17 protein-coding genes are annotated in these 20,334 nt (G+C 60.3%); 10 read left to right on the forward strand and 7 right to left on the reverse strand.

Features of this window, described 5'->3' with window-relative positions:
- Positions 1–5 precede the first annotated feature (5 nt).
- The 5 genes from DES53_RS03115 to DES53_RS03135 form a co-directional block, all read right to left on the reverse strand.
- Positions 6–1,499, reverse strand: a complete 1,494-nt coding sequence (locus DES53_RS03115; RefSeq protein WP_113956731.1) for a sulfatase family protein — start codon at positions 1,497–1,499, stop codon at positions 6–8.
- A complete protein-coding gene (locus tag DES53_RS03120) occupies positions 1,496–3,001 on the reverse strand; it encodes a sulfatase (protein ID WP_113956732.1) in 1,506 nt (501 codons plus the stop codon). Before DES53_RS03120 ends, DES53_RS03115 begins: the two co-directional genes overlap by 4 nt.
- 120 nt (positions 3,002–3,121) lie before the next feature.
- Positions 3,122–3,439, reverse strand: a complete 318-nt coding sequence (locus DES53_RS03125; protein WP_113956733.1) for a DUF5329 family protein — start codon at positions 3,437–3,439, stop codon at positions 3,122–3,124.
- Between the two features lie 143 nt (positions 3,440–3,582).
- Complete coding sequence (locus tag DES53_RS03130) at positions 3,583–3,942, reverse strand: Crp/Fnr family transcriptional regulator (protein ID WP_113956734.1); 360 nt, start codon at positions 3,940–3,942, stop codon at positions 3,583–3,585.
- A 65-nt stretch (positions 3,943–4,007) separates the two neighbouring features.
- Positions 4,008–5,081: a hypothetical protein gene (locus DES53_RS03135; protein WP_113956735.1), complete on the reverse strand. Its 1,074-nt coding sequence runs from the start codon at positions 5,079–5,081 to the stop codon at positions 4,008–4,010.
- 284 nt (positions 5,082–5,365) lie between these two features.
- Here DES53_RS03135 and DES53_RS03140 point away from each other — a divergent pair, with 284 nt between their 5' ends.
- From DES53_RS03140 to DES53_RS03185, 10 genes are all read left to right on the forward strand, one after another.
- Positions 5,366–5,833, forward strand: a complete 468-nt coding sequence (locus tag DES53_RS03140; protein WP_147263190.1) for a hypothetical protein — start codon at positions 5,366–5,368, stop codon at positions 5,831–5,833.
- A 70-nt stretch (positions 5,834–5,903) separates the two neighbouring features.
- A complete protein-coding gene (locus DES53_RS03145; RefSeq protein ID WP_113956737.1) occupies positions 5,904–6,212 on the forward strand; it encodes a gamma-butyrobetaine hydroxylase-like domain-containing protein in 309 nt (102 codons plus the stop codon).
- A gap of 27 nt (positions 6,213–6,239) precedes the next feature.
- The gene (locus DES53_RS03150) at positions 6,240–6,911 is read left to right on the forward strand and encodes a hypothetical protein (RefSeq protein ID WP_113956738.1); all 672 of its coding nucleotides are present in this window, start codon (positions 6,240–6,242) and stop codon (positions 6,909–6,911) included.
- Between the two features lie 127 nt (positions 6,912–7,038).
- Positions 7,039–9,087: a helix-turn-helix domain-containing protein gene (locus tag DES53_RS03155; RefSeq protein ID WP_113956739.1), complete on the forward strand. Its 2,049-nt coding sequence runs from the start codon at positions 7,039–7,041 to the stop codon at positions 9,085–9,087.
- A gap of 296 nt (positions 9,088–9,383) precedes the next feature.
- Positions 9,384–9,944, forward strand: coding sequence for a cyclic nucleotide-binding domain-containing protein (locus tag DES53_RS03160; RefSeq protein WP_113956740.1), 561 nt, complete (start codon positions 9,384–9,386; stop codon positions 9,942–9,944).
- A 97-nt stretch (positions 9,945–10,041) separates the two neighbouring features.
- A complete protein-coding gene (gene purH / locus DES53_RS03165; RefSeq protein ID WP_211325422.1) occupies positions 10,042–11,580 on the forward strand; it encodes a bifunctional phosphoribosylaminoimidazolecarboxamide formyltransferase/IMP cyclohydrolase in 1,539 nt (512 codons plus the stop codon).
- A gap of 24 nt (positions 11,581–11,604) precedes the next feature.
- A complete protein-coding gene (locus DES53_RS03170; RefSeq protein ID WP_113956741.1) occupies positions 11,605–12,348 on the forward strand; it encodes a pyridoxine 5'-phosphate synthase in 744 nt (247 codons plus the stop codon).
- A gap of 29 nt (positions 12,349–12,377) precedes the next feature.
- Positions 12,378–12,815 (forward strand): holo-ACP synthase, encoded by a 438-nt coding sequence (acpS, locus tag DES53_RS03175; protein WP_211325423.1) that lies wholly within the window; start codon positions 12,378–12,380, stop codon positions 12,813–12,815.
- A gap of 92 nt (positions 12,816–12,907) precedes the next feature.
- Positions 12,908–16,549, forward strand: a complete 3,642-nt coding sequence (locus DES53_RS03180; protein WP_113956742.1) for a serine/threonine-protein kinase — start codon at positions 12,908–12,910, stop codon at positions 16,547–16,549.
- Positions 16,550–16,638: 89 nt separating this feature from the next.
- The gene (locus DES53_RS03185) at positions 16,639–17,841 is read left to right on the forward strand and encodes a magnesium transporter (protein WP_113956743.1); all 1,203 of its coding nucleotides are present in this window, start codon (positions 16,639–16,641) and stop codon (positions 17,839–17,841) included.
- A gap of 241 nt (positions 17,842–18,082) precedes the next feature.
- Here the strand turns inward: DES53_RS03185 and DES53_RS03190 are convergent, their stop codons facing one another.
- Positions 18,083–18,604: a peroxiredoxin gene (locus tag DES53_RS03190; RefSeq protein ID WP_245958075.1), complete on the reverse strand. Its 522-nt coding sequence runs from the start codon at positions 18,602–18,604 to the stop codon at positions 18,083–18,085.
- Positions 18,605–18,837: 233 nt separating this feature from the next.
- Complete coding sequence (locus DES53_RS03195; RefSeq protein ID WP_113956745.1) at positions 18,838–20,307, reverse strand: DUF1501 domain-containing protein; 1,470 nt, start codon at positions 20,305–20,307, stop codon at positions 18,838–18,840.
- Positions 20,308–20,334: the final 27 nt, after the last annotated feature.

Raw genomic sequence — 20,334 nt, forward strand, 5'->3', positions numbered from 1 at the left:
CCAGCTCACTTCCCCTCCTTAGCCCACTGCTTCATGAGGGCGATGTTCTTCTCCACTTCCGGGTTGCCCTTGCCAAGGTACTCCTGCATGTCGCTGTCGTACATGGCATCGCTCTCCGGACCCTTGTCGCCACTATCCGCAATCCACTTATCGAGGTCCGCACGCAGCTTCTCAAGTGTGGCTTTGTGCGCAGGATCCTCAGCAAGGTTCTTCACCTGCCAGGGATCAGCCTTCCAATCATAAAGCTCCTCAGCAGGACGCTCAGGGCTGAAGAGCAGCTTCTCACTCAGCGGTTCCAGCTTGCCGTCCGTGTGCAGTTCCCGCAGGCGCTGCACAATCGTCTTGCCATCCTTGTAGGCATTGGGCTGGAGGTGCGGGCGCTTGGGATAAAAGTTGCGAATGTACAGATGCTGCCCCGTGCGCACGCTGCGGATGCGCTCCACCGTTTCATCACAGCGATCACGCGCGGCGAAGACTTCCTCGCGAGGCTTGTAATCCTTCGCCAGGATATCGCGCCCCTGCATCGCAGACGGAATGGGAATGCCTGCCGCAGCCAAGGAAAGTGGAGCGAGGTCGATCTGCATTACCAAGTCATCGCGCACCACGCCCTTCGCGATGCCGGGACCGCGAACCACCAGAGGTACGTGCGTGCCCTCGTTGTAGAGGAACTGCTTCCCGCGCGCGTGGCTGATGCCGTGGTCTGTCATGAAGATGACGAGCGTGTTTTCCAGCAGGCCCTCCTTCTCCAAACGCGCGAGCACCTTGCCCACGTGTTGATCTGTAAAGCGCACCGCATCCAGATACGCCGCCCAGTCTTCCAGCAACACCGGATCCCGTGGGTAGTAGGGCGGCAGAGTTACATCCTCCTCCTTCGTAGCTCCGCCAAGCTCCGTCTCCGCACGCTTTGACAAGGCCGCGGCCTGCGCTGATTTCCCACCACGCAGTTTCCCACCGCCAAGTTGCACCTGCATAAAGAAGGGCTGGTCATCCTTCCGTGCGGCCCAGTCAGGACCGTCATAGATCTTCGGATCGTATTCGAAGTTGTAGTCCGTCTTGCCGAGACCACCGCCGCCTTTCCCCTTGGCCTTTTTTCCCTTTGCCTGAGTGTCGTTGAGCAAGCCATTGCCGATGCACGTGTAGTATCCCGCCTTCTGGAAAAGCGCCGGCACGGGAGCCACCCCCTCCGGCAATTCAATCTTCACCGGCCCTCGTCCACTGCGATGATGATGCGCACCGATGGTTGTCTGGTACATGCCCGTGATCAATGCCGAGCGGCAGGGCGAGCAAACCGGCGCCGTCACAAACGCATGAGAGAACATCGTGCCCTCCCTCGCGAGTCGATCCACATTTGGCGTCTGGATGGTCTTCTCGCCATAACACGAGAAATTCGCAGACATATCATCCACCACGAACCACAAAATGTTCGGACGCTCCGCGGCAAACGTGAACGTGCTGCCGGCGAAGATGCTGAAAAGCAGAAGGGAAAGGAGGTGCTTCATGGATGCGGTGTGATGGGAAATTGTTTCAGGAGCGAAGCAGCAGCAGACTCGCGTTCTTTGACCAGAGCAGGGTCATCAACGGCATTGCGCAATTCCTGCGGATCCTTCGTGTGATCATACAGCTCATGGGTAATCACCGATCCGGTCTTCCAGTCGCGCCATTCCGTGTAGCGTACGGATGCCGTGCGCACGCTCACGCCCATGGATTTGGGCTGCTTGTTGGGTTCACGGTCGTAGTACGCAGGACGGGGATGCTGTGTGAAGGCAAAGATATTTGAAGAAGGCGCGTCAAGATATCCTTTCAGGGCAGGCACCAGACTCTTACCCTCCAATCCTGCCGGTTTCGGAAGTTCACAGAGATCCACCAGAGTGGGGAAGAGGTCCAACAACTCCACGGGCAGGGCATACCGTTTCCCCGTGAGTTCCAGCTTCGGTCCGCTGATCATGAGAGGCACATGCGCGTCATATTCGAAGTTGGACGTCTTCCCCCATAGTCCGTGCTCCCCAATGTGGTAGCCATGGTCACCTGCGAAGGTGATGATCGTATTCTTCTCCAGTCCCTGCGCCTTCAGCGCATCCAGCACCTTGCCGAGTTGCGCGTCCATGTAGCTGATGTTCGCAAAGTAGCCGTGCCGCATCTCCAGAACCTGTTCCGGCGTGAGTGGCTGTTGCTCCTTGGGCGGACCAAGGATTTCCCGACTGTCATGAAACGCCACCTCCGGTGCACCTTCCGGCCTGTTCGGATTCAGCGCAGGCAGTTTACTCTTGTCATACAGGTCCCAGTACTTCTTCGGCGCATTGAAAGGCGCGTGAGGCTTCCAAAAACCCACCGCCAGGAAGAAGGGTTTGTTGTCCTTCTTCAACTCGGCAAGCACCCGCACCGCTTCCGACGCCACACGTCCATCGTAGTAGGCCTCATCAGGCACATCACGCTTCTCGCAGACATTCACCTTGCCATAGTTGCGCGGCCCCGGCACGGCCGTGTTGGGCGGCATCTCACCGGTGATCTGGGGTGTATCATCACCATGATTCGCATAGTGCAGGAACTCCGGCGCACTCCAGGACGTGGGATCCCCGTGCATCTTGGTGTGCCAGTTGTGGAAAATCTTTCCGACACAGAGCGAGGTATAGCCGTGATCCATGAACCATTTCGGGATCGTGGTGACCTCCGGATTCAGCTCCCGGAAATGCGTGCCATTGTTCCAGATGCGCAGCGTGTCTGGACGCAGCCCCGTCAGCATGGAAGAGCGCGAAGGATTGCACACCGCCTGCTGGCAGTAGGCGCGTTCAAACTGTACCGAACGCGCCGCCAGCTTGTCGAGGTTTGGCGTGATGGCCGGCGAGCCATACGTGGCCAGCTCTGGACGGAAGTCATCCGCCATGATGAAGAGGATGTTCTTCTTCGTGGCAGACTGCGCATGCGCACCACCGCCAACCAGGGCCAGCAGGCAGAATAGCAGCAGAACTGGCGAGGTGTGAGGATGCTTCCGATACGAGTGCATGGCTGTGAAGAAGCCGCCGATGCGGTGTGCCGTTTCAACCTCACCCAGACCGGGGATCTTTCTGCGAAAGTGGCCGCTCCTCTGTCAGGCCACTTTGTAGCCTTGCATTGGTTCCGTCAGCTACCGCCCCTTCCGGTACTCCTCCAGCACCTTGGTCAGCCATGGTCCCACCTCGGTGGTGGTGCCGTCCTTGTTCTTCATCAGGTACGGCTTGCCGCTCAGATAGCTCTTGGTGCAGACGCCTTGGATGAAATCCTCCGCCGTCTTCACGCGGCTGCCCGCCTGGCCGAGTTTGTTTTTCAGGTGTTCAGCGCCTTCCGCGCTGCTGTATTCCTTTCCATTGCGGATGAAGCGGGCTTCGCTTTTGGAAACCGCTTCCAGCAGATGATCCACCTCTTCCTTGGCGGGCGAGTCCAGTGCCTGCAGGCTTCCGACCATGGTGCAGCACAGGAGTAGCAGGAGAAATGGGCGAATGCAGGACATCGAAGATGGGTTCGTCCAGAACTGGGACGGCGGATGCTTGCTGCTGTGGCTTCCTCTCCTCATGAGGGGAAGCCGGATCGTGCCTTCGCCTTGAGCGACTACATCGCCGTCCTGTCCACCGTGCGCAGGCGTCGGCTCAGGCCCTTCATCACATGCAGCGCAAAGAGGGGCACCTCGTGCACCATGAATTCAAAACGCTTTTCGTTGATGGGGATCAGCACGGTATCCGTCTTGGCCACGGCCGTCGCGGTACGCGGGCCTTCCTCAATGAGGGCCATCTCGCCGAAGAAGCCATCCGCCTCCACGACCTCCACCGTGCGGCCACCCACTCGGAGTTCCACCGCGCCTTCCTTCACCACGTACATGGCATCGCCCTCGTCTCCGGAGGAGAAAATGATGTCGCCCGCGGCATATTTGAGGGGCTCCGTCTGGGATTCGAAGATGTTCGGCAGTTTCATGGCGGAAGGATGGAAAGCGGAATTGGTAACAATTTTGCCACCTCGCAAGGGGGGATTTGTGAAGTTTAGGGGGAGTGCGGGATGGGCACATGCCGCGGATCACCCAGCAGCTTGCCCAGCACGAATTCGATGTGCTTTTCCACGAGGTCGCCCATGCTGCGGCATTCCTCGAAGACGAGCGTGTTGTGATGCTCACCCAGTTCATGCTTGAGCTGGGCCACCTTGTCCGCGGGTTCCGCCGGGTGGTGTTTCATGGCGCGGAAGATGGCGCGCAGGCGGGACTTCTCAGAGAGGAAGCGGCGCGCGATGAGACTGCGCTCCTCCTGCTGGTATTGCTGGGCGGTGGCCAGGTTCAGGTACCGCGTGCAGAGGTTCACCACCGGAAGGTTCTCCTTGTAAAACTGCGGCAGGTACACGCGGCAGCGTCCCTCGTAGCTCTGCTGGTCAAAGTCGATGGCACGCACCCGGTATTGCACCTCTTCGAAGTCGGGCGTCATGTCCACCACGTAGTTGTAGCTGCGCATGTCTCCCAGCAGGCGGATGAAGCAGCGCTCGCTGAACTTCACAAACTCCTTCGCGATACGCACCGGATTCACATCGGCACGGTCAAAGTATTCGCCGATGAAGACATCCCCCGGCACACCGGCGATGTGCTCCTCGATGAGTGTGTCCTCGTGGACCAGGTAGTTGATGCGGTTGGGGGAGAGCACATGCTCCAGCTCCAGCCCGTAGATGCGAGAGGCGTCCGCCACCTTCAGGTAGAAGTGGTCGTAGTTGTCATTGTACTGGTTCACCACCCGGATGCGGAAGGGCTTGCTGTTGCCGAAGCTGCAGTAGTCCACCCGCTCCACGTACAGGTGCGGCACCGCCTGGAGGTCTCCGGTTTTCAGCAGCGAGTAGATGCTGGTGAGCTTCGGCCACAGATCCTTCATGTAGGTCCGCTCGTACACCACCGTGTCCCAGAGGGTGGATTTTCCGGACCGATCCATGAGGGGGTAGCTGTTGCTGAAGCTCTCCAGGTCCTTGTACAGGGCGGGCAGCCCGGAGAGGCGGCCGTAGTGCCGCAGGTACGTGCGCAGCTCTTCACTGATGCTGATGAAGGCCTTGCGGCGGGAAATGGTGGTGAGTTCGTCCGGCATGGAGCGGGATGGGTTGCCCCGGGATCGGGGCTTCGGCCCTTTACGGGTGGTTCCGGCCTCGCCATCAGGCACGAACCGTGCAGATTGTCGCAAAAATCCTTGTTCGCGCCGCCGGAATTTGTCAAGATTTCGCGCCTGTGACGATTCGGACCCTCATTTTCAGCACCTTTCTGGCCTTAAATTCCGTTTACGCGGAGGATTTACCCCTGCCTTTACCGCTTCCGCAGTCAGGTCCCCTTCCAGTGGTGCCAAGCGCTCCGACCAGTCTCGAAAAACCCAATCTCGTGATCAAGGTCCCGACCCCGGGGGTGATTGTGGTGCCGATGGTCACGGAAAAGGAAAAGCAGGACAAGCTCATCGCGGAAAAGGAACGCCAGTTCATTGATGAAATGCTGCGCCGTCAGATTGCCCTCGCCCATGCCACGGGCAAGGCCGCTGAAATCAAGCGCGTGATTCTCGTGAGCGGAGCCGGTGATGCAGTCATCAGCCAGGCAACCGCGGCTCCTGCCACGGCGGGCCGCCTTGAGCTCATCGGCATCGAGCCGAATGCGGGCGTGGCAAAGCAACTTGATTCCTTCTTTGGTTCCCCGCTGACTCCTGAGAGCGAGCAGCGACTCCTCCAGACGGTGAAGACCCAGCTCACCGCCGAGAAGGGAAAGGACAACCTGAATGTGCGCCTCGCCGGTTGGTGGCCGGAGGAGGGCGTCGTGGCGGTGAGTGTGGTGCCAGAGTCGGCTCCCGGTAAGCAGTAGTTGATCGCGGGAGCGAAGTGTGAAATCTGGGGCTGTTTAATCGGCAACCCACTTTCCACATCCTGTTCTCATGACTCGCCCCAGCAACATCTCCGCAATCGGAAACGAAATCGCGATTGCCTGGGAGGATGGCACGGAGAGCTACATTCTCATGGAGCGGCTGCGTGCTGCTTCACCCAGCGCGGAGAATACGGGAGAGCATGACCTGTTGGGCAAACGCTACGGCGGCACGGACCAGACCGAGTTCCCCGGGGTCACCGTCACCGGCTGGCGCATGGTCGGCGGTTATGCCGTGCAGTTTGATTTCAGCGATGGCCACGCCACAGGCATCTATCCGTACGACTTCCTGCGGAAGCTCGGTGGAGCAGGAACTGTCTGAAGCGCATGCAGTCATGAAGCCGCTGCCATGAGCGTCCCAGCCTCCCACGTACCCCAGGTGTTGAAGCTTCGGCTCACGCGTGAGACTCCCTTCGCTTCGCAGTTGGGCTGCACGTTTCTCATCGCCCTCATCTTGGGTGCCGTCGCGGCACTCGGCATTGCGGCAGGGATCACCAGTGAAGATGACAAGGGCAAGAATACCTGGGTGCCCTATGTCGTGGGCGGGGCTTTTGGGTTCTTTGGCCTGCTCGTGCTGTGGTCGGGCATCCGCCAGCTCGCCACACGAGGCATCAAGGAAACCATCGTGGAGATTTCCGGGAATGCCTTGCACTTGGGCCAGTCTGCCACCGTAGCGTTTCTGCAGCAGGGACCGGCCACCATCAGTTCCCTCCGGGCAAACATCCTTTGTGTTGAGACCACCTCGCGCATGGTCTCGGTGCCGGGAAGCAAGACAGGACCGCGCCGGGAGCAAAGGGAGCGCTACCTCGTGCAGGAGAATATCTTTGAGGCCTCCTATTTGCGCGTGGCCCATGGCGACGTGTGGCAGGAAACACGTGAATTCACTGTGCCCTCCGAGGGCAAGCCGACTCAGGGTGAGGACACGGATGACTACTATGTGCGCTGGCGCATTGAGGTCTGGGGCAGAGCCGGACTCATCGGCAGCTTCATGCATCCCTTTCCGGTGAAGGTGGTCGTGTGAAGCCGAAAACTGAGGATTTGCTCAGGACGCGTGATAATTCTTTGAATCTCGCCAGCGGGCAACTTTTCACACGCGTTGCAAGAGACCTGTGCTAGTGGGTACGGGGTCCTGACAAGTCTCTTGTGTGATGCCAAGGAAGCCTTCAGCCCCCGCACTTGAGCGTGTTCGTCCCACTGACAACGAGGAACTCGCCGGAAGACCCACGGCTGAAGAGACCTTGGAGCGCGTCGAGCGACTGGCTCGCATTGGGAGCTGGTCCTGGGACATCGCGACGGATCACACGCTGTGGTCTGCCATGATGTACGAGATGTTCCTGTGGGACCCTGCCAGGCCCGCGCCTCGCTATGAGGAAATGAAATCCATCATCGCCCCGGCGGGTCTGGAGGCCCTCTGCGGGGCCATTGAGCGCTGCACGCAACAAGGGGAGCCATACAGTCTCGATGTTGAAGCGATGCGCACGGATGGCGTGCACTTCTTCGTCCAGTTGAAGGGGCAGCCCCTGCCGGGGGCAGATGGCCGCATCGTCGGAGTGTTCGGCACCGCGCAGGACATCACCGAGCAGAAGCGCGCAGAGCAGTCGCTCAGAGACAGCGAGGCTCGCTGGCAGTTCGCGCTGGATGGGGCCGGTGATGGTGTGTGGGACTGGAATGTTCCCGCCCGCCAGGTGTACTTTTCCCACCACTGGAAGGCCATGCTGGGCTACGCTGACGATGAGGTGGGCAGCTCCTTGGAAGACTGGTCGGACAAGGTGCACCCGGAGGATCTCGGGCGTTGCTGGCTGGAGATTCAGCGGCATTTCAGCGGCGAAGCTCCCATGTACCTGTGCGAGCATCGTCTCCGGGCCAAGGACGGCTCCTGGAGGTGGATTCTTGATCGCGGCAAGATTGTGTCTCGGAATGAGGATGGCAGTCCGCTCGCGGTGATCGGTACGCACACCGACATCACCCGGTTGAAGGAGACGGAGCAGGCCCTTCGTGAAAGCGAGGAGAAAATTCGCGTGCTCCATGAGCGTCTGCAGCTGGCCATCAAGGCGGGCCAAGTGGGCATCTGGGAGGCGGATCTGGTCACAGGCCAGTTCCTCTTCAACGAGCAGATGCACGAGATCTACGGCGTGGGGGAGGGGAGTTTCCGGGATGGCATTCCGGCCAATACTTTCGGAGGTCAGGAATCTGACTGGTACAAGGCGGTGCATCCCGATGATCGCGCTCACGCGGCCAATTCGTTGAAGCTCGCCATCCAGACAGATGAGGTCATGGAGTTTGAGTACCGCATCCTTCGCCCCTCAGGCGAGGTCCGGCACGTGAAGTCCTCTGCGCTGGTGCTCCGTGATGCGCATGGCGTGCCGGTGCGTGGCATCGGCACCACGCTGGATGTCACCGAGCAACGGCTGCTGACCGAGTCCATCGCCAGGGAACGCGAGCGCATGCTTCTGGCCACGCAGGCGAGCAGCATCGGCGTGTGGGAGTTTGATTTCCAATCCCGCACGCTGATCTGGGATGAAAAGATGCATGCGCTCTACGATCCCGAGCCGGGCATTTTTGATTACACCATTGATGGATGGATTAAAATGATCCACCTGGAGGATGCGGAGCGTGTGCTCCAAGAATGGCAGGCCTGCGCCCAGCATGGTGCTCAACTGGAGTCGGACTTCCGCATTGAGCTCCGTTCTGGGGAGATTCGCTGGATTCGTGCTCTGGCCCAGACATTTTTTGGACAGGATGGTGTAGCGATGCGAGCCGTCGGGACGAACTGGGATGTTACGGCGGAAAAAGCACCGTCACCTCCCGCGAGAAAAACCGCGCTCTCTGTCTCGTCCTCGTCACAGCCCGTGCCCGTCGGGAGTCTCACTGCGCGCAAGCTGGCTCTCGTGCTCGCTTACATCGACCAGAACATCAGTGATCCCCTGACGCTGGAAATGATCGCTCAGGTGGCGAGCATCAGTTCATCGCACTTTTCGGATTTGTTCCGTCAGTGCATGGGACAGTCGCCGCATCAGTACCTCATGGCGCGCCGTGTGGAGAAGGCGAAGGATCTGCTCGCCAGTACAGACCTTACCATTGCAGAAGTGGCGGCGAATCTCGGCTTTGCGGATCAGAGCCATCTCACCCGTCTCATGCGCCGCTTCACCGGACTTACTCCCCGCATGTTACGCGGCGCCGAACTCCAGTCGCAATAAGAACGGGATCAGGCTTTTATTCTAAAAGTCCGTAAGTCCGTTCAAGAAATCAGCAGGGGGGCAAGCTAAGGTCCGGCTTAGCACGCCCTCGAAAGCGTGCGAAAAACCCCCACCCCCCCCAAAAAAAACCTTCTTCATGGTGGCTCCCCCACACCAAGGAAGAACCGTGCCTGTGTCCATAGATGACACAGTAGCACGGAAGGGGATGGAGTCCCTCTCCGCTTCCCCACCGCCACTATGGATGCTGCCGTTCCGGGGTGTGCCGTCTTCATGCTGGCCATCTCTCGCGTCACATCATGAGCTTGAAGCTTACTCCCGGCTGTCAGCGTCATCTTCAGTTGCCTCACGATTCCAGCCAGGGCGCGGGCTCAGGCAGAGGCTCTGCTCCGGAGAATCGACTGCAGGGATACATTGAACCCTGCCGCACATTCATCCCCTTGCTGGCACTCACTCCGTTTTTCATGCGGCTGGAGAGCGAGCAATTGATGTGGGTCATGGACAATTCCCAGGAATGGATGGCCGGGAGCGAAACTCCCATCGTGTCCAACCACGACGCCGGACGCAGCATCTGGATCCTGGTGGATGGGAGCTGGAGGGTCGAGTATGAGCGCCAGCACTTCACCGCGACTCGTTCGGATGCCGGATGCTGGTTTGGCAGCGAGGAAATGCCGGCATTCAAGGGGAGGGTGCGCCTCGTGACCACGTCCCCGAGCTACATCCTGAACATGACCAACGAGAGCCTGCGTGAAATGCTGGAACTCGGATTTGATATTCGGAAGAACCTGGACCGGGGAATCCAGTACTACCACCGTCTCATGCTCGTGGCGGAAGGCGAGGCGGGTGATGAGCCGGAGTGAAGCGGGCACGGGCACGGGGTTCCGCCAATTATTCCCTTTTCACCCGCCCATTCCCCCCTAAGTTGGGTCGCTCGCCATCGAATCCGAAATCAACTGAATGAGCATCCAACGAGCGCTTCTCTCCGTGTCCGACAAGTCGGGTCTTGAGGAATTTGCCAAGGGCCTGGCCAGCATGGGGGTGGAAATCCTCTCCAGCGGCGGCACCCACAAATTCCTTTCCTCCAAGGGAATTCCTGTGAAGGAGGTGTCTGAGCACACCGGCTTCCCTGAGCTTTTCGACGGCCGGGTGAAGACCCTGCACCCCAAGATCCACGGCGGCCTCCTGCAGCGCCGCGATCTGGAGGAGCACCAGCAGCAGGCCAAGAAGCACTCCATCCCGCCCATCGACCTCGTGGTGGTGAACCTTTACCCCTTCGAGGAAACGGTCGCCAAGGAAGGCGTCACGCTTGAGGATGCGATTGAAAACATCGACATCGGCGGCCCCTCGATGCTGCGCTCGGCGGCGAAGAACTACCAGGCGGTCACCGTCGTCACCGACCCCGCGGACTATCCCACCGTGCTGGCGGAAATGAAGGAGCGCAATGGCGATACCACTCTCTCCACGCGTGAACGTCTTGCACTTAAGGTGTTCCAGCGCACGGCTGCGTATGACTCCGCCATCGCCCGTTTCCTGAACAAGGAACAGGAAACCGCGAAGTCCTTCAGCGTTTCCCTGCCACTGTACAGTGAACTGCGCAACGGTGACAACCCGCATCAGGGCGCCTCGCTCTACGGAAACTTCGGTGACTACTTCGTGAAGCTGCACGGCAAGGAGCTGAGCTACACGAACGTGCTCGATATCGAGAGCGCCGCCGCGATTGCGCTCGAGTTCCGCCGCCCCACCGTGGCCATCCTCAAGCACACCAACCCCTGTGGCGTGGGCTGTGCGGATGAGGATCTGCGCGAAGCGTGGGAGAAGGCTTTCGAAACGGACAAGCAGGCTCCCTTCGGTGGTGTGATTGTCATCAATCGCCCCATGAACATGGCGCTGGCCAAGGTCATCGGCGAAATCCACACGGACGTGATCATCGCTCCGGACTATGAGTCCGACGCGCGTGCACACCTGCAGAAGAAGAAGAACCTGCGCCTGATGCAGATGCTCCCTGGCGTGGAAGACGCGCTGAGGCAGCCGGTGATCAAGTCCGCCCCTGGCGGTCTCATGGTGATGGACAGTGACTCGAAGGCGCTGGGACTCGACGCGATCGAGAGCAAGGTGAAGACCGAGCGTCCGCCCACGAAGGAAGAAATCGAAGCCATGCGCTTTGCGTGGCGCGTGGTGAAGCATGTGAAGTCGAATGCCATCGTGTTCGCGTCGCATGACCGTACGCTGGGCATCGGTGCCGGTCAGATGAGCCGCGTGGATTCCTGCCGCATCGCCATCTGGAAAGCCAAGGAAGCGGGCCTCTCTCTCGAAGGCAGCGCCGTGGGCAGTGATGCCTTCTTCCCATTCCCGGATGGTCTTATCTCCTGCGCGGAAGCCGGTGCCACCTGCGCCATCCAGCCGGGAGGTTCCGTGAAGGATCCGGAAGTCATCGCCGCGGCAAACGCACACAAGATGGCCATGGTCTTCACCGGATATCGTCACTTCAAGCACTAGTGCTTCGCATTCACCCGCAGGGTCATGCTACATCTCGGAGTTAATATCGATCACGTGGCCACGCTGCGTCAGGCGCGGTATGCCACCATGCTGGATTCACCGAACGCGGAACCCGTGCTGCTTGATGCAGCGCGGGAGTCCGAGGCGGCTGGTGCGCACAGCATCACCGTGCATCTTCGCGCCGACCGCAGGCACATCCAGGATGCGGATGTGTACCTGCTGAAGCGCGAGCTGAAGGTGAAGCTCAATCTGGAAATGGGCAACACACCCGAGATTCTGGAAATCGCCCTGAAGGTGAAGCCAGACTTCGTGTGCCTCGTGCCGGAGAACCGGAAGGAGATCACCACGGAAGGGGGCCTTGATGTGCCCTCCCACGCCGCGGCGCTGAAGGAAACCACCACCCGTCTCAAGGATGCCGGCATCCGCGTGAGCTTCTTCGTCGATCCTGTGCGTGACCACATGTATGCCTCGGCAGATTGCGGCGCGGACATGGTGGAGCTGCACACCGGCACGTTTGCCAACGCCGTAGGCGCGGAGCGCCAGGCAGAGGTGGTGCGGTTGGTGGAGGCTGCCGCACAAGCACATGATCTGGGCCTGCAGGTGAATGCCGGCCACGGACTCACCACGCGGAATGTACGGGATCTCTTTGCCGTGCCCCATCTGGCCGAGCTCAATATCGGACACTCTCTTGTATCACGGGCCATCACCGTGGGCCTGCGTACGTCCATCGGCGAGATGCTCGCGGTGATGGGAGAGTATCCGGGTTGAGCCCGCTCCATTGTCGGAGTCTTTGGAAAATGGAATCTGAAATCTCCCCTGATCTGGTCTCCAGCAATGTGCGCCGTCCTGCGCTGGCCGTGGGGGTGGGCATCGATCTGGTGGAGGTGGATCGTATCCACTCCCTGCTGGAGAAGAACGGCGAGCGTTTCAAACATCGCGTCTTCACCGCAGGTGAAATCGAGTACTGCGATAGCTGTGCAGAGTCGGCCATGCACTACGCAGCGCGGTTCGCAGCGAAGGAAGCTGTGGCAAAAGCCCTGGGAACCGGCTTCGCGGAAGGTGTCGGCTGGGCTGACATTGAGGTGATGCGTGGCGGCAGTGGAGCGCCCACGGTGGTGCTTCACGGCGGCGCCGCAAGAGTCGCCGCACAGGCAGGTGTGACTCGCGTGCTGCTCAGTCTTACGCACACACGCACCACGGCAGGCGCCAGTGCGCTCTTGTTGAGCGACATCTAGGTGACAGTGGTGTTTCACCGGGTCGTATTTGCTCGACCCGTTGCGGCATTCCGCTAGGCTGGGCAGGAATTTTTCTCCATCAAATTCTGCCCATGAGTGAGTATCCCTCGCCTTCTTTCCAGCCACCGAGTCTCGATGAATTGGCGGCACTGCTGCCGGCTTACGAGATGATGGATTTCCTGGCGCAGGGCGGCATGGGAGCGGTGTATCTTGCGAGGCAGATCTCGCTCGATCGCCTGGTGGCCATCAAGGTGCTGCCACCCTCATGGGGGGCGGAGAAGGGCTACGCCCAACGCTTCCAGACCGAGGCGCGCGCGATGGCAAAGCTGCGGCACAACCACATCGTGGGAGTGTATGACTTCGGCATCACCAGCGACGGTCATCTCTACCTGGTGATGGAGTACGTGGAAGGCCAGACGATGCATGACATGATTCGTCTGCGCCGGCTTCCTGTGGTGAAGGTGCAGGGCATCGCCCTCCAGTTGTGCGATGCCATCCAGTACGCTCATGAGCACGGCATTCTCCATCGCGACCTGAAGCCGGGGAATGTGATGGTGGACAAGAATGGCCAGGTGAAGGTGATGGACTTCGGCCTGGCCCGTCGTGCGGAGGCCGCGGTGGAAGAGGAATCACTGGGCACGCCGGAGTACACCGCACCTGAGATTCTGGTCCAGGGTGCGCTCATCGACCATCGTGCGGATATCTATGCATTGGGCATCGTGTTTCAGCAGATGCTCACGGGCAAGGTGCCGCGCCAGCCCCGTGAGTCGCTCTCAGAGCACGGCCACTTTGATCCCGGCTGGGAGCCCCTCATTGCGAAGGCTGCCGCTACGAACGCCGGAGCTCGCTACCAGAGCATGCGTGAACTGAAGGATGCCGTCGCGCATGTGAACAGGCCCGGCCCTCGTGGACCCGCCCCAGGTCGGCCCATGCCCCAGGGGGCTCACCCCGCAGCCTCCGCGCATCGCCCTTCCAGTCCTCCTCCCAAGTCAGGGATGCCCGTGCTCCCCATCGTGATCAGCATGGTGGTGATCGGCATTGGCATCTTCTGGTGGCTGCAGAATAAGAACGATCTGGTTCCTTCGGCGGACTCTCAATCGGGTGGTTCCTCCGCGTCGTCTTCGGCGCAAGGAGGCGCTTCAGGCGGGGACCATGGCACGCCTGTACCTGCCCCTGCCCCTGCGCCTTCTCCCGCTCCAGTCGCTCCTGTTGACGGAGCCTATCAAGTGCCGGAGGGCACTCCGGGACATGTCCTGAAATTTGAGGAAGGCCACAAGGACAAAGTGCACTCCGTGCTGCTGCTGCCCGATCAGTTTCAGGTGGCCACGGCGAGCGCAGACGGCACCATTGGCTTGTGGAATCTCAAAACGGGCCGCCGGATTCGAAGCCTGGGCCCAGTGCCGGGAATGTTGACGAAGGTCGCCGTAAGCGCCGATGGCAAGTACCTCGCAGCCTCCGGTGATAACTACAAAGCCTACATGTGGAAGCTCGACGATCTCCTGAGTGAACCCACGAAGTCCCTCGATCTCAAAGCGCGCACGGCGAACTGCATCGAGTTCTCGGCAGATGGTGACACCCTGCTCATTGGTACACAGGATCCCGCCCAGACACTGGTGGCCTGGAACTGGCCGAATGATCGGGATGAGATCATCCCCGGTTTCCGTTCCCCGGTGGTTGGATTGCAGATCCGCCCGGGCGATGCGGACGGCTTCTTGGCCAGTGGCACGCGCCGTGATGGTGAAAAGTGGGCGCTGGAACTGTGGTACGGCCACGTATCGCGCAAGTCGCTGGTGAAGCAGTGGCCGGACCCTCCGGCTCCCTATCGCATCCGTTTTGCGCCCGATGGAAAAACTTTGATGGGCATGGCGGGAGGCCGGTTCTACGTGTGGGATGCAGAAAGTGGAACTTCCATTTCCCGCCAGCAGGGGCCGCAGAACTTTGTCTACGATGCTGATTTCAGCGACAGCGGCCGCCTGGTTGTCGCAGGTGGGCAGGACAAGACACTGAACATCTTTGAAGCGGTCACCGGTGCGCTTCTATGGAAGAGCGAACCTCAGGCGACCCGATGTGTGAACTCCGTCAGCGTGAGCAAGGACGGCACCTTTGCTGTCACCGTTGGGGGTTATGCCCCCAATAGTCCCGAGAAGGATGGTGACTATTCAGTGCATGTGTGGCGCCTGCCACCTGCGGCGGGGATGAAATCGGACGGCGCCAGTGGTGCTGTGGCAAAGCGTGAAGTGATGAATCTGGAGTCCTCGGACCCTGAGCTCTGGGCCATGCTGGGGGCGTTCCATCAGGAATGGCAGGAGGCTGCGGCCACGAGCACCGAGACTGGTCGCAAGGATTTGGATGAAAAGTACCTGGGCGCACTGCGCCGTGAAGTGACCTCCGCGTCACCATCCGAGAAGGAGTATTTTCTCAGCGAAATCTCGCGAATCGCCAACCAGGGGCCGACGCCCCAGCAGCGTCCTGCGTCATGGCCGACAGCACTGGGACGCCTGTTTGATATCTATGTCCAGCAGCTCGAGTTGCTGCCGCAGCAGGCCCAGGCGGTCACGGCCGCGCTTGCTCCTGCCCAGAAATCAAAGCTCGCGGCTCTTGAGCAGCAGCGCATCGAGCAGAAGAACGAAGCTGGAGCGGAGCGTGTGCGCCTGGTCATGCAGACATTGGAGAAGCTGGGAGGAGAGCCGGATCGCGAGAAGATCCTGAATGCCATGAAGGGCAGTGGTCAACCCAAGGACAACACTGGAAATGCGTCAGGCCCGGGAACAGCCCAGATCAACACGGGGAACCCGCCCACCACCGGGATGAGCGCGTCCGCGATGACGGGGGCACCCGTATTGCGTCGCCCCACACGCGTGGGTCGTGTGAACGTATGGAAGAGATCCAACCGGACGGATGACAATGCCAATGCGCAATGGGCGGACACGGCGCCGCAGATTGCTGATGCTGTCAGTCTCTCGGCCGCCGTCTATCATGTCCTGGTATTGCGTGCGGATGGCACGGTCGCCGCGCTTGGGAAAAAAGGCCCGTCCGTGGAGGCGAAGGTGCCCACGGGACTCGACCGCGTGGTCGCCGTGGCAGCGGGCAATCGCTTTGACATCGCGCTGCGCGAAGATGGATCGACCGTGGTCTGGAGTGGTGCGGGAGTGCACCCCTCGGAAGGTGTGCGACCTGCCGTGGCCGTGTATGCAGGGCCGCTGTGGGCCGTGGCCCGTCATGCAGACGGTAGCCTCACGCGCCTGCCCACTTCAAACATTGGAAACGCAAATGGCTTTGGTGATACCCCTCCGGGGTTGGGTGCTGTTTCAGACGTCGCCATTGCCCTGGAGGCTACGGTGGCCCTGCTGCCAGACGGTGCCCTGAGTGGCTGGGGAGGTGGTGGTCGCGGGGGGAATCTGGCGACCATACCCTCAGGCAAAGGCGCCGGAGTCGTCTCTGTCGCCGCGAACAACGTGGAAGCGGCCGCCTTGCAGCGGGATGGTGAACTCGTGGTGTGGGGAGTGGATCCTGCCTCGCCGACGACTTTCAACCCCACGCGTTTCCCGGGCGCGGACCGTGTGGTTCGGGCAAATCCGTCGGGCGCATTTGCAGTGCACTTCCCAGGCGATCGCTGGTTGTTCAGCAACGCCTCAACCGGTCTGCCGGTGGACGCGGGTACCCTGGAGCCTCAGGTCAATGGATGCTTCGATCTGGCGATCACGATGGGCTATTGCGTGGGTATCAAGCCCTGACGTGAATTCCCAGAAACGAGGCCGCGCAGAGTTGGGAAAAGGTTTAAATTCGCCGTTGCCCCGCGCCTTGTGCGCGTCAAGATGCGGCCATGACTCCCCAGGAACTTGATGCTCTGGCCTCGGACGTGGTGCAGCGTGCGCCGTACGAAGCAGCTGAACTGCTTGAGGCGCAGAAGGATGAGGATGCCATTGCGATCCTGGAGATCATCAATCCGCTCGTCGGTCAGCAAATCCTGAGGGAACTGGATGACCGTCGCCGCAGCGAGCTCATCGCTGCCGCGCCCGTGGATAAGGCACGGCAGTGGATGAAGAACCAGGAGTATCCCGAGGACAGCGTGGGCTGGCTCATGGAGCCTCCGGTGGCCGTCTTCCGACCACACATGACGGTGCGTGAGACCATTGAGGCCATGCGCAAGCTCACGAAGAAGGCCTTCATCACCTACGGGTATGTCGCGGACGAATCCAACAAGCTCGTGGGTGTGCTCGTGTTTCGTGACCTCATGCTCGCGTCTCCCGACAAGAAGCTGAGCGAGGTGATGTATCCGAACATCTTCTGGCTCAATCCGGAGATGGCGCTCACGGATGCGATGAAGAGCACGCTCAATCGTCACTTCCCTGTGTATCCTGTGTGCGATGAAGAAGGCCACCTGCTGGGCCTTGTGCGAGGGCAGTCGCTCTTTGAAGCGCGCGCCATCGAACTCTCCGCACAGCCCGGTACCATGGTGGGTGTGCATGAAGAAGAACGCCTCGCCACTCCGGTGAAGCGCAGCTTCTGGATGCGGCACCCGTGGTTGCAGTTCAACTTGCTCACCGCCTTCATTGCCGGCGCTGTCGTTGGCTTGTTTGAGCACACCTTGGACCGCGTGGTGATTCTCGCGGCATTTCTTCCTATCCTCGCAGGACAGAGTGGCAATACGGGGTGTCAGGCGCTCGCGGTCACTCTGCGCGGTCTGACGCTCGGAGATCTGAAGACCGGCGAGGAGCGAAAGCTCTTCTTCAAGGAAGCGATGCTGGGCATTGCGAATGGAGCCATCGTAGGACTCGTCGCAGCCATTGGGATGTTCGTCTACGCGAAGACCCAGAGTAATCCCGCTGCCCTGATGCTCGGTGTGGTGGTCTGGTTCTCCATGGTGGCAAGTTGTGTGGTCAGCGGCCTTGCGGGCGCGACCATCCCGCTGGTTCTTCGCAAATTCGGCTTCGACCCCGCCACCGCTTCCAGCATCTTCCTCACCACCGCCACGGACGTGGTAAGCATGGGTACGTTCCTGGGGCTGGCGACGATCCTCATCTAACGTAGCTCGCGAGTCCCTTCGCGAGTGTATTTCATACGGCATAAACTTCGCGAAGGGACTCGCGAGCTACGTTGTCAGCCTCCAGAAAGTAGTCCGCCGAGCCTCGGCGGTCAGATGGTGAGACGTTCCAGCGAGAACCATCGCTCTTGAGATGGAGACGTCATGTGGTTGAAAACTTTCGGGTACGGGGCAGAGGGAATTGTCAGGGGACACGCCGACCCTGCCGCCGAAGCTCGGCGGACTACTTTCTCAACTCCCGCACCACCTTCAGCACATCCGCCGCCTGCTCGGACGTGGACGCCTTCGCATCGTGCCAGATCACCTTGCCGTCCTTGATCAAAAACGCCTGACGTGACGCCAGCCCAATCAGCGGAATCTTCTTCACCTTAAACGCTTCGAGCACCTTGCCATCCGGGTCCGCGAGAATGGTGAACGGCAGCTTCTTGTTCTCCACAAACTTCTTCTGTGCCTCCACATCATCCGTGCTCACACCGAAGACCTTGATGCCCTCCTTCGTGAGGTCCTCATAGGCATCCCTCAGACTGCACGCCTGCGCCGTGCAACCCGGTGTGCCGGACTTCGGGTAGAAATACACCAGCGTCAGCCCCTTGGCATACTCCTCCTCCAGTTTCACCGTCTTTCCATTCTGATCCTGCGCTTCCACCTTCGGAGCCTCATAGGGCTCCACCAGTTTTCCTTCCGAAGCAGAGGCGAAGAACGAACCAAACAAGCTCATGGCGGCGATCAGGATGAAGAGTTTCACGATGGGTTGAAACGGATACGAACGCCGTTCTCGATTGGATTTGGTGCCAGGTTCCATGGAAAAAGACACTTCTTCCTCCGAACATAGGCTGGCACCTTTTTCAACACGCGACGGCCCTGGGAGCGCTGGCCTCTGGCCGGCGTATTTGCGTTGCAACGTCCCTCAGCGTGCAAGCTTCGAACACGCCGGCCGGAGGCCAGCGCTCCCAGGGCCGCGTCCGACACTCTTCCCACTCACGCCAGAATCCCCTTCACCACATGCGCTTCCTCCACACCGGTGAGGCGCTGATCCAGCCCCTGGAATTTGTAGGTGAAGCGTGAGTGCTCAATCCCCATCAGGTGCAGGATGGTGGCATTCAAATCATTGATGTGCACCGGGTCCTTCACGATGTTGTAGCTGAAATCATCCGTCTCGCCGTACACGGTGCCGCCCTTCACACCGGCGCCGGCCATCCACATGCAGAAGTTGCGAGGATGGTGATCGCGTCCGTAGTTGTCCTTGGTAAGTGTGCCCTGTGAGTACACGGTACGGCCGAATTCACCACCCCACACCACCAGGGTGTCATCCAGCAGGCCACGCTGCTTGAGATCCTTCACCAACGCCGCGCAGGCCTGCTCCGTATCCATGCACTGCGCCTTGATATTCTTCGGCAGGCCGCTGTGCTGGTCCCAGCCGCGGTGCAGAATCTGCACCACACGCGTGCCGCGCTCCACGAGTCGGCGGGCAAGCAGTGCACTGGAGGCGAATGAACCCATGCGCTTCACATCCGGGCCGTACATGTTGAGCGTCGCTTCGCTCTCGTCGCTCAAGTCCGTGAGCCCCGGCACGCTGGTCTGCATGCGGAAGGCCATTTCGTACTGCGCGATGCGCGTCTGGATTTCCGGATCGCCGAAGCGCTCGAAGTTGCGCTGGTTCAGCTTGTTCAGTGCATCCAGCATGGTGCGGCGGTCGCTGCCATCCACGCCCGGAGGATTCTTGATGAAGAGCACCGGGTCACCCTGCCCACGTAGCGCGACGCCATTGAAGCTGGTCGGCAGGAAGCCGCTGCTCCACATGCGGGTGAAGAGCGCCTGCGCATTTCCCGTGGCGGGGAACGTGGGCGTGAAGACCACGAACGATGGCAGGTCATTGCTCACGCTGCCCAGGCCATAGCTGATCCACGAGCCAATGCTCGGCTTCCCGGGCACTTCACTCCCGGTCATTACAAACGTGCAGGCCGGGTCATGGTTGATGGCACTGGTGTGCACTGAGCGCACCATGGCGATGTCATCCGCGATGTGCTGGATGTTCGGCACCAACTCGCTCATCCACATGCCGCTCTTCCCGCATTGGGAGAAATTGAACATGCTAGGCGCTACCGGCAGCCTCGACTGGCCGCTCGTCATCGTCGTGATACGCTGTCCGTTGCGCACGCTCTCCGGCAGATCCTTGTCAAAGTACTGCTGCAACTGCGGCTTGTAGTCGAACAGATCCAGTTGCGACGGCGCGCCGTTCATGTGCAGGTAGATGAGCCGCTTCGCCTTCGGCGCAAAATGCGGGAAGCCCGGCAGCGGCTGATGCACTTGGGCGGATGCAGGCTCTGCAGCACCCAGCATGCGCTCACCCATGAGCGTGCTCAGCGCGAGCCCACCCAGACGCAATCCGGCACCTTGGAAAAACTGGCGGCGGGTCTGGGAAATGTGGAAATCGAGGGCGGTATTCATGAATGAAGTTTCCAGTGAACAGTGTTC

Source organism: Roseimicrobium gellanilyticum, from assembly GCF_003315205.1.
Classification (GTDB): domain Bacteria; phylum Verrucomicrobiota; class Verrucomicrobiia; order Verrucomicrobiales; family Verrucomicrobiaceae; genus Roseimicrobium; species Roseimicrobium gellanilyticum.

What these genes read in the sequence shown, in the direction of transcription:
- DES53_RS03160 (WP_113956740.1), top strand. Translation starts at nt 9,384, where the DNA reads ATGAGCTTGAAGCTTACTCCCGGCTGTCAGCGTCATCTTCAGTTGCCT.
- DES53_RS03125 (WP_113956733.1), bottom strand. Translation starts at nt 3,439, where the DNA reads ATGGTCGGAAGCCTGCAGGCACTGGACTCGCCCGCCAAGGAAGAGGTG.
- DES53_RS03150 (WP_113956738.1), top strand. Translation starts at nt 6,240, where the DNA reads ATGAGCGTCCCAGCCTCCCACGTACCCCAGGTGTTGAAGCTTCGGCTC.
- DES53_RS03130 (WP_113956734.1), bottom strand. Translation starts at nt 3,942, where the DNA reads ATGAAACTGCCGAACATCTTCGAATCCCAGACGGAGCCCCTCAAATAT.
- DES53_RS03120 (WP_113956732.1), bottom strand. Translation starts at nt 3,001, where the DNA reads ATGCACTCGTATCGGAAGCATCCTCACACCTCGCCAGTTCTGCTGCTA.
- DES53_RS03115 (WP_113956731.1), bottom strand. Translation starts at nt 1,499, where the DNA reads ATGAAGCACCTCCTTTCCCTTCTGCTTTTCAGCATCTTCGCCGGCAGC.
- DES53_RS03155 (WP_113956739.1), top strand. Translation starts at nt 7,039, where the DNA reads ATGCCAAGGAAGCCTTCAGCCCCCGCACTTGAGCGTGTTCGTCCCACT.
- DES53_RS03185 (WP_113956743.1), top strand. Translation starts at nt 16,639, where the DNA reads ATGACTCCCCAGGAACTTGATGCTCTGGCCTCGGACGTGGTGCAGCGT.
- DES53_RS03180 (WP_113956742.1), top strand. Translation starts at nt 12,908, where the DNA reads ATGAGTGAGTATCCCTCGCCTTCTTTCCAGCCACCGAGTCTCGATGAA.
- DES53_RS03195 (WP_113956745.1), bottom strand. Translation starts at nt 20,307, where the DNA reads ATGAATACCGCCCTCGATTTCCACATTTCCCAGACCCGCCGCCAGTTT.
- DES53_RS03145 (WP_113956737.1), top strand. Translation starts at nt 5,904, where the DNA reads ATGACTCGCCCCAGCAACATCTCCGCAATCGGAAACGAAATCGCGATT.
- purH (WP_211325422.1), top strand. Translation starts at nt 10,042, where the DNA reads ATGAGCATCCAACGAGCGCTTCTCTCCGTGTCCGACAAGTCGGGTCTT.
- acpS (WP_211325423.1), top strand. Translation starts at nt 12,378, where the DNA reads ATGGAATCTGAAATCTCCCCTGATCTGGTCTCCAGCAATGTGCGCCGT.
- DES53_RS03170 (WP_113956741.1), top strand. Translation starts at nt 11,605, where the DNA reads ATGCTACATCTCGGAGTTAATATCGATCACGTGGCCACGCTGCGTCAG.
- DES53_RS03135 (WP_113956735.1), bottom strand. Translation starts at nt 5,081, where the DNA reads ATGCCGGACGAACTCACCACCATTTCCCGCCGCAAGGCCTTCATCAGC.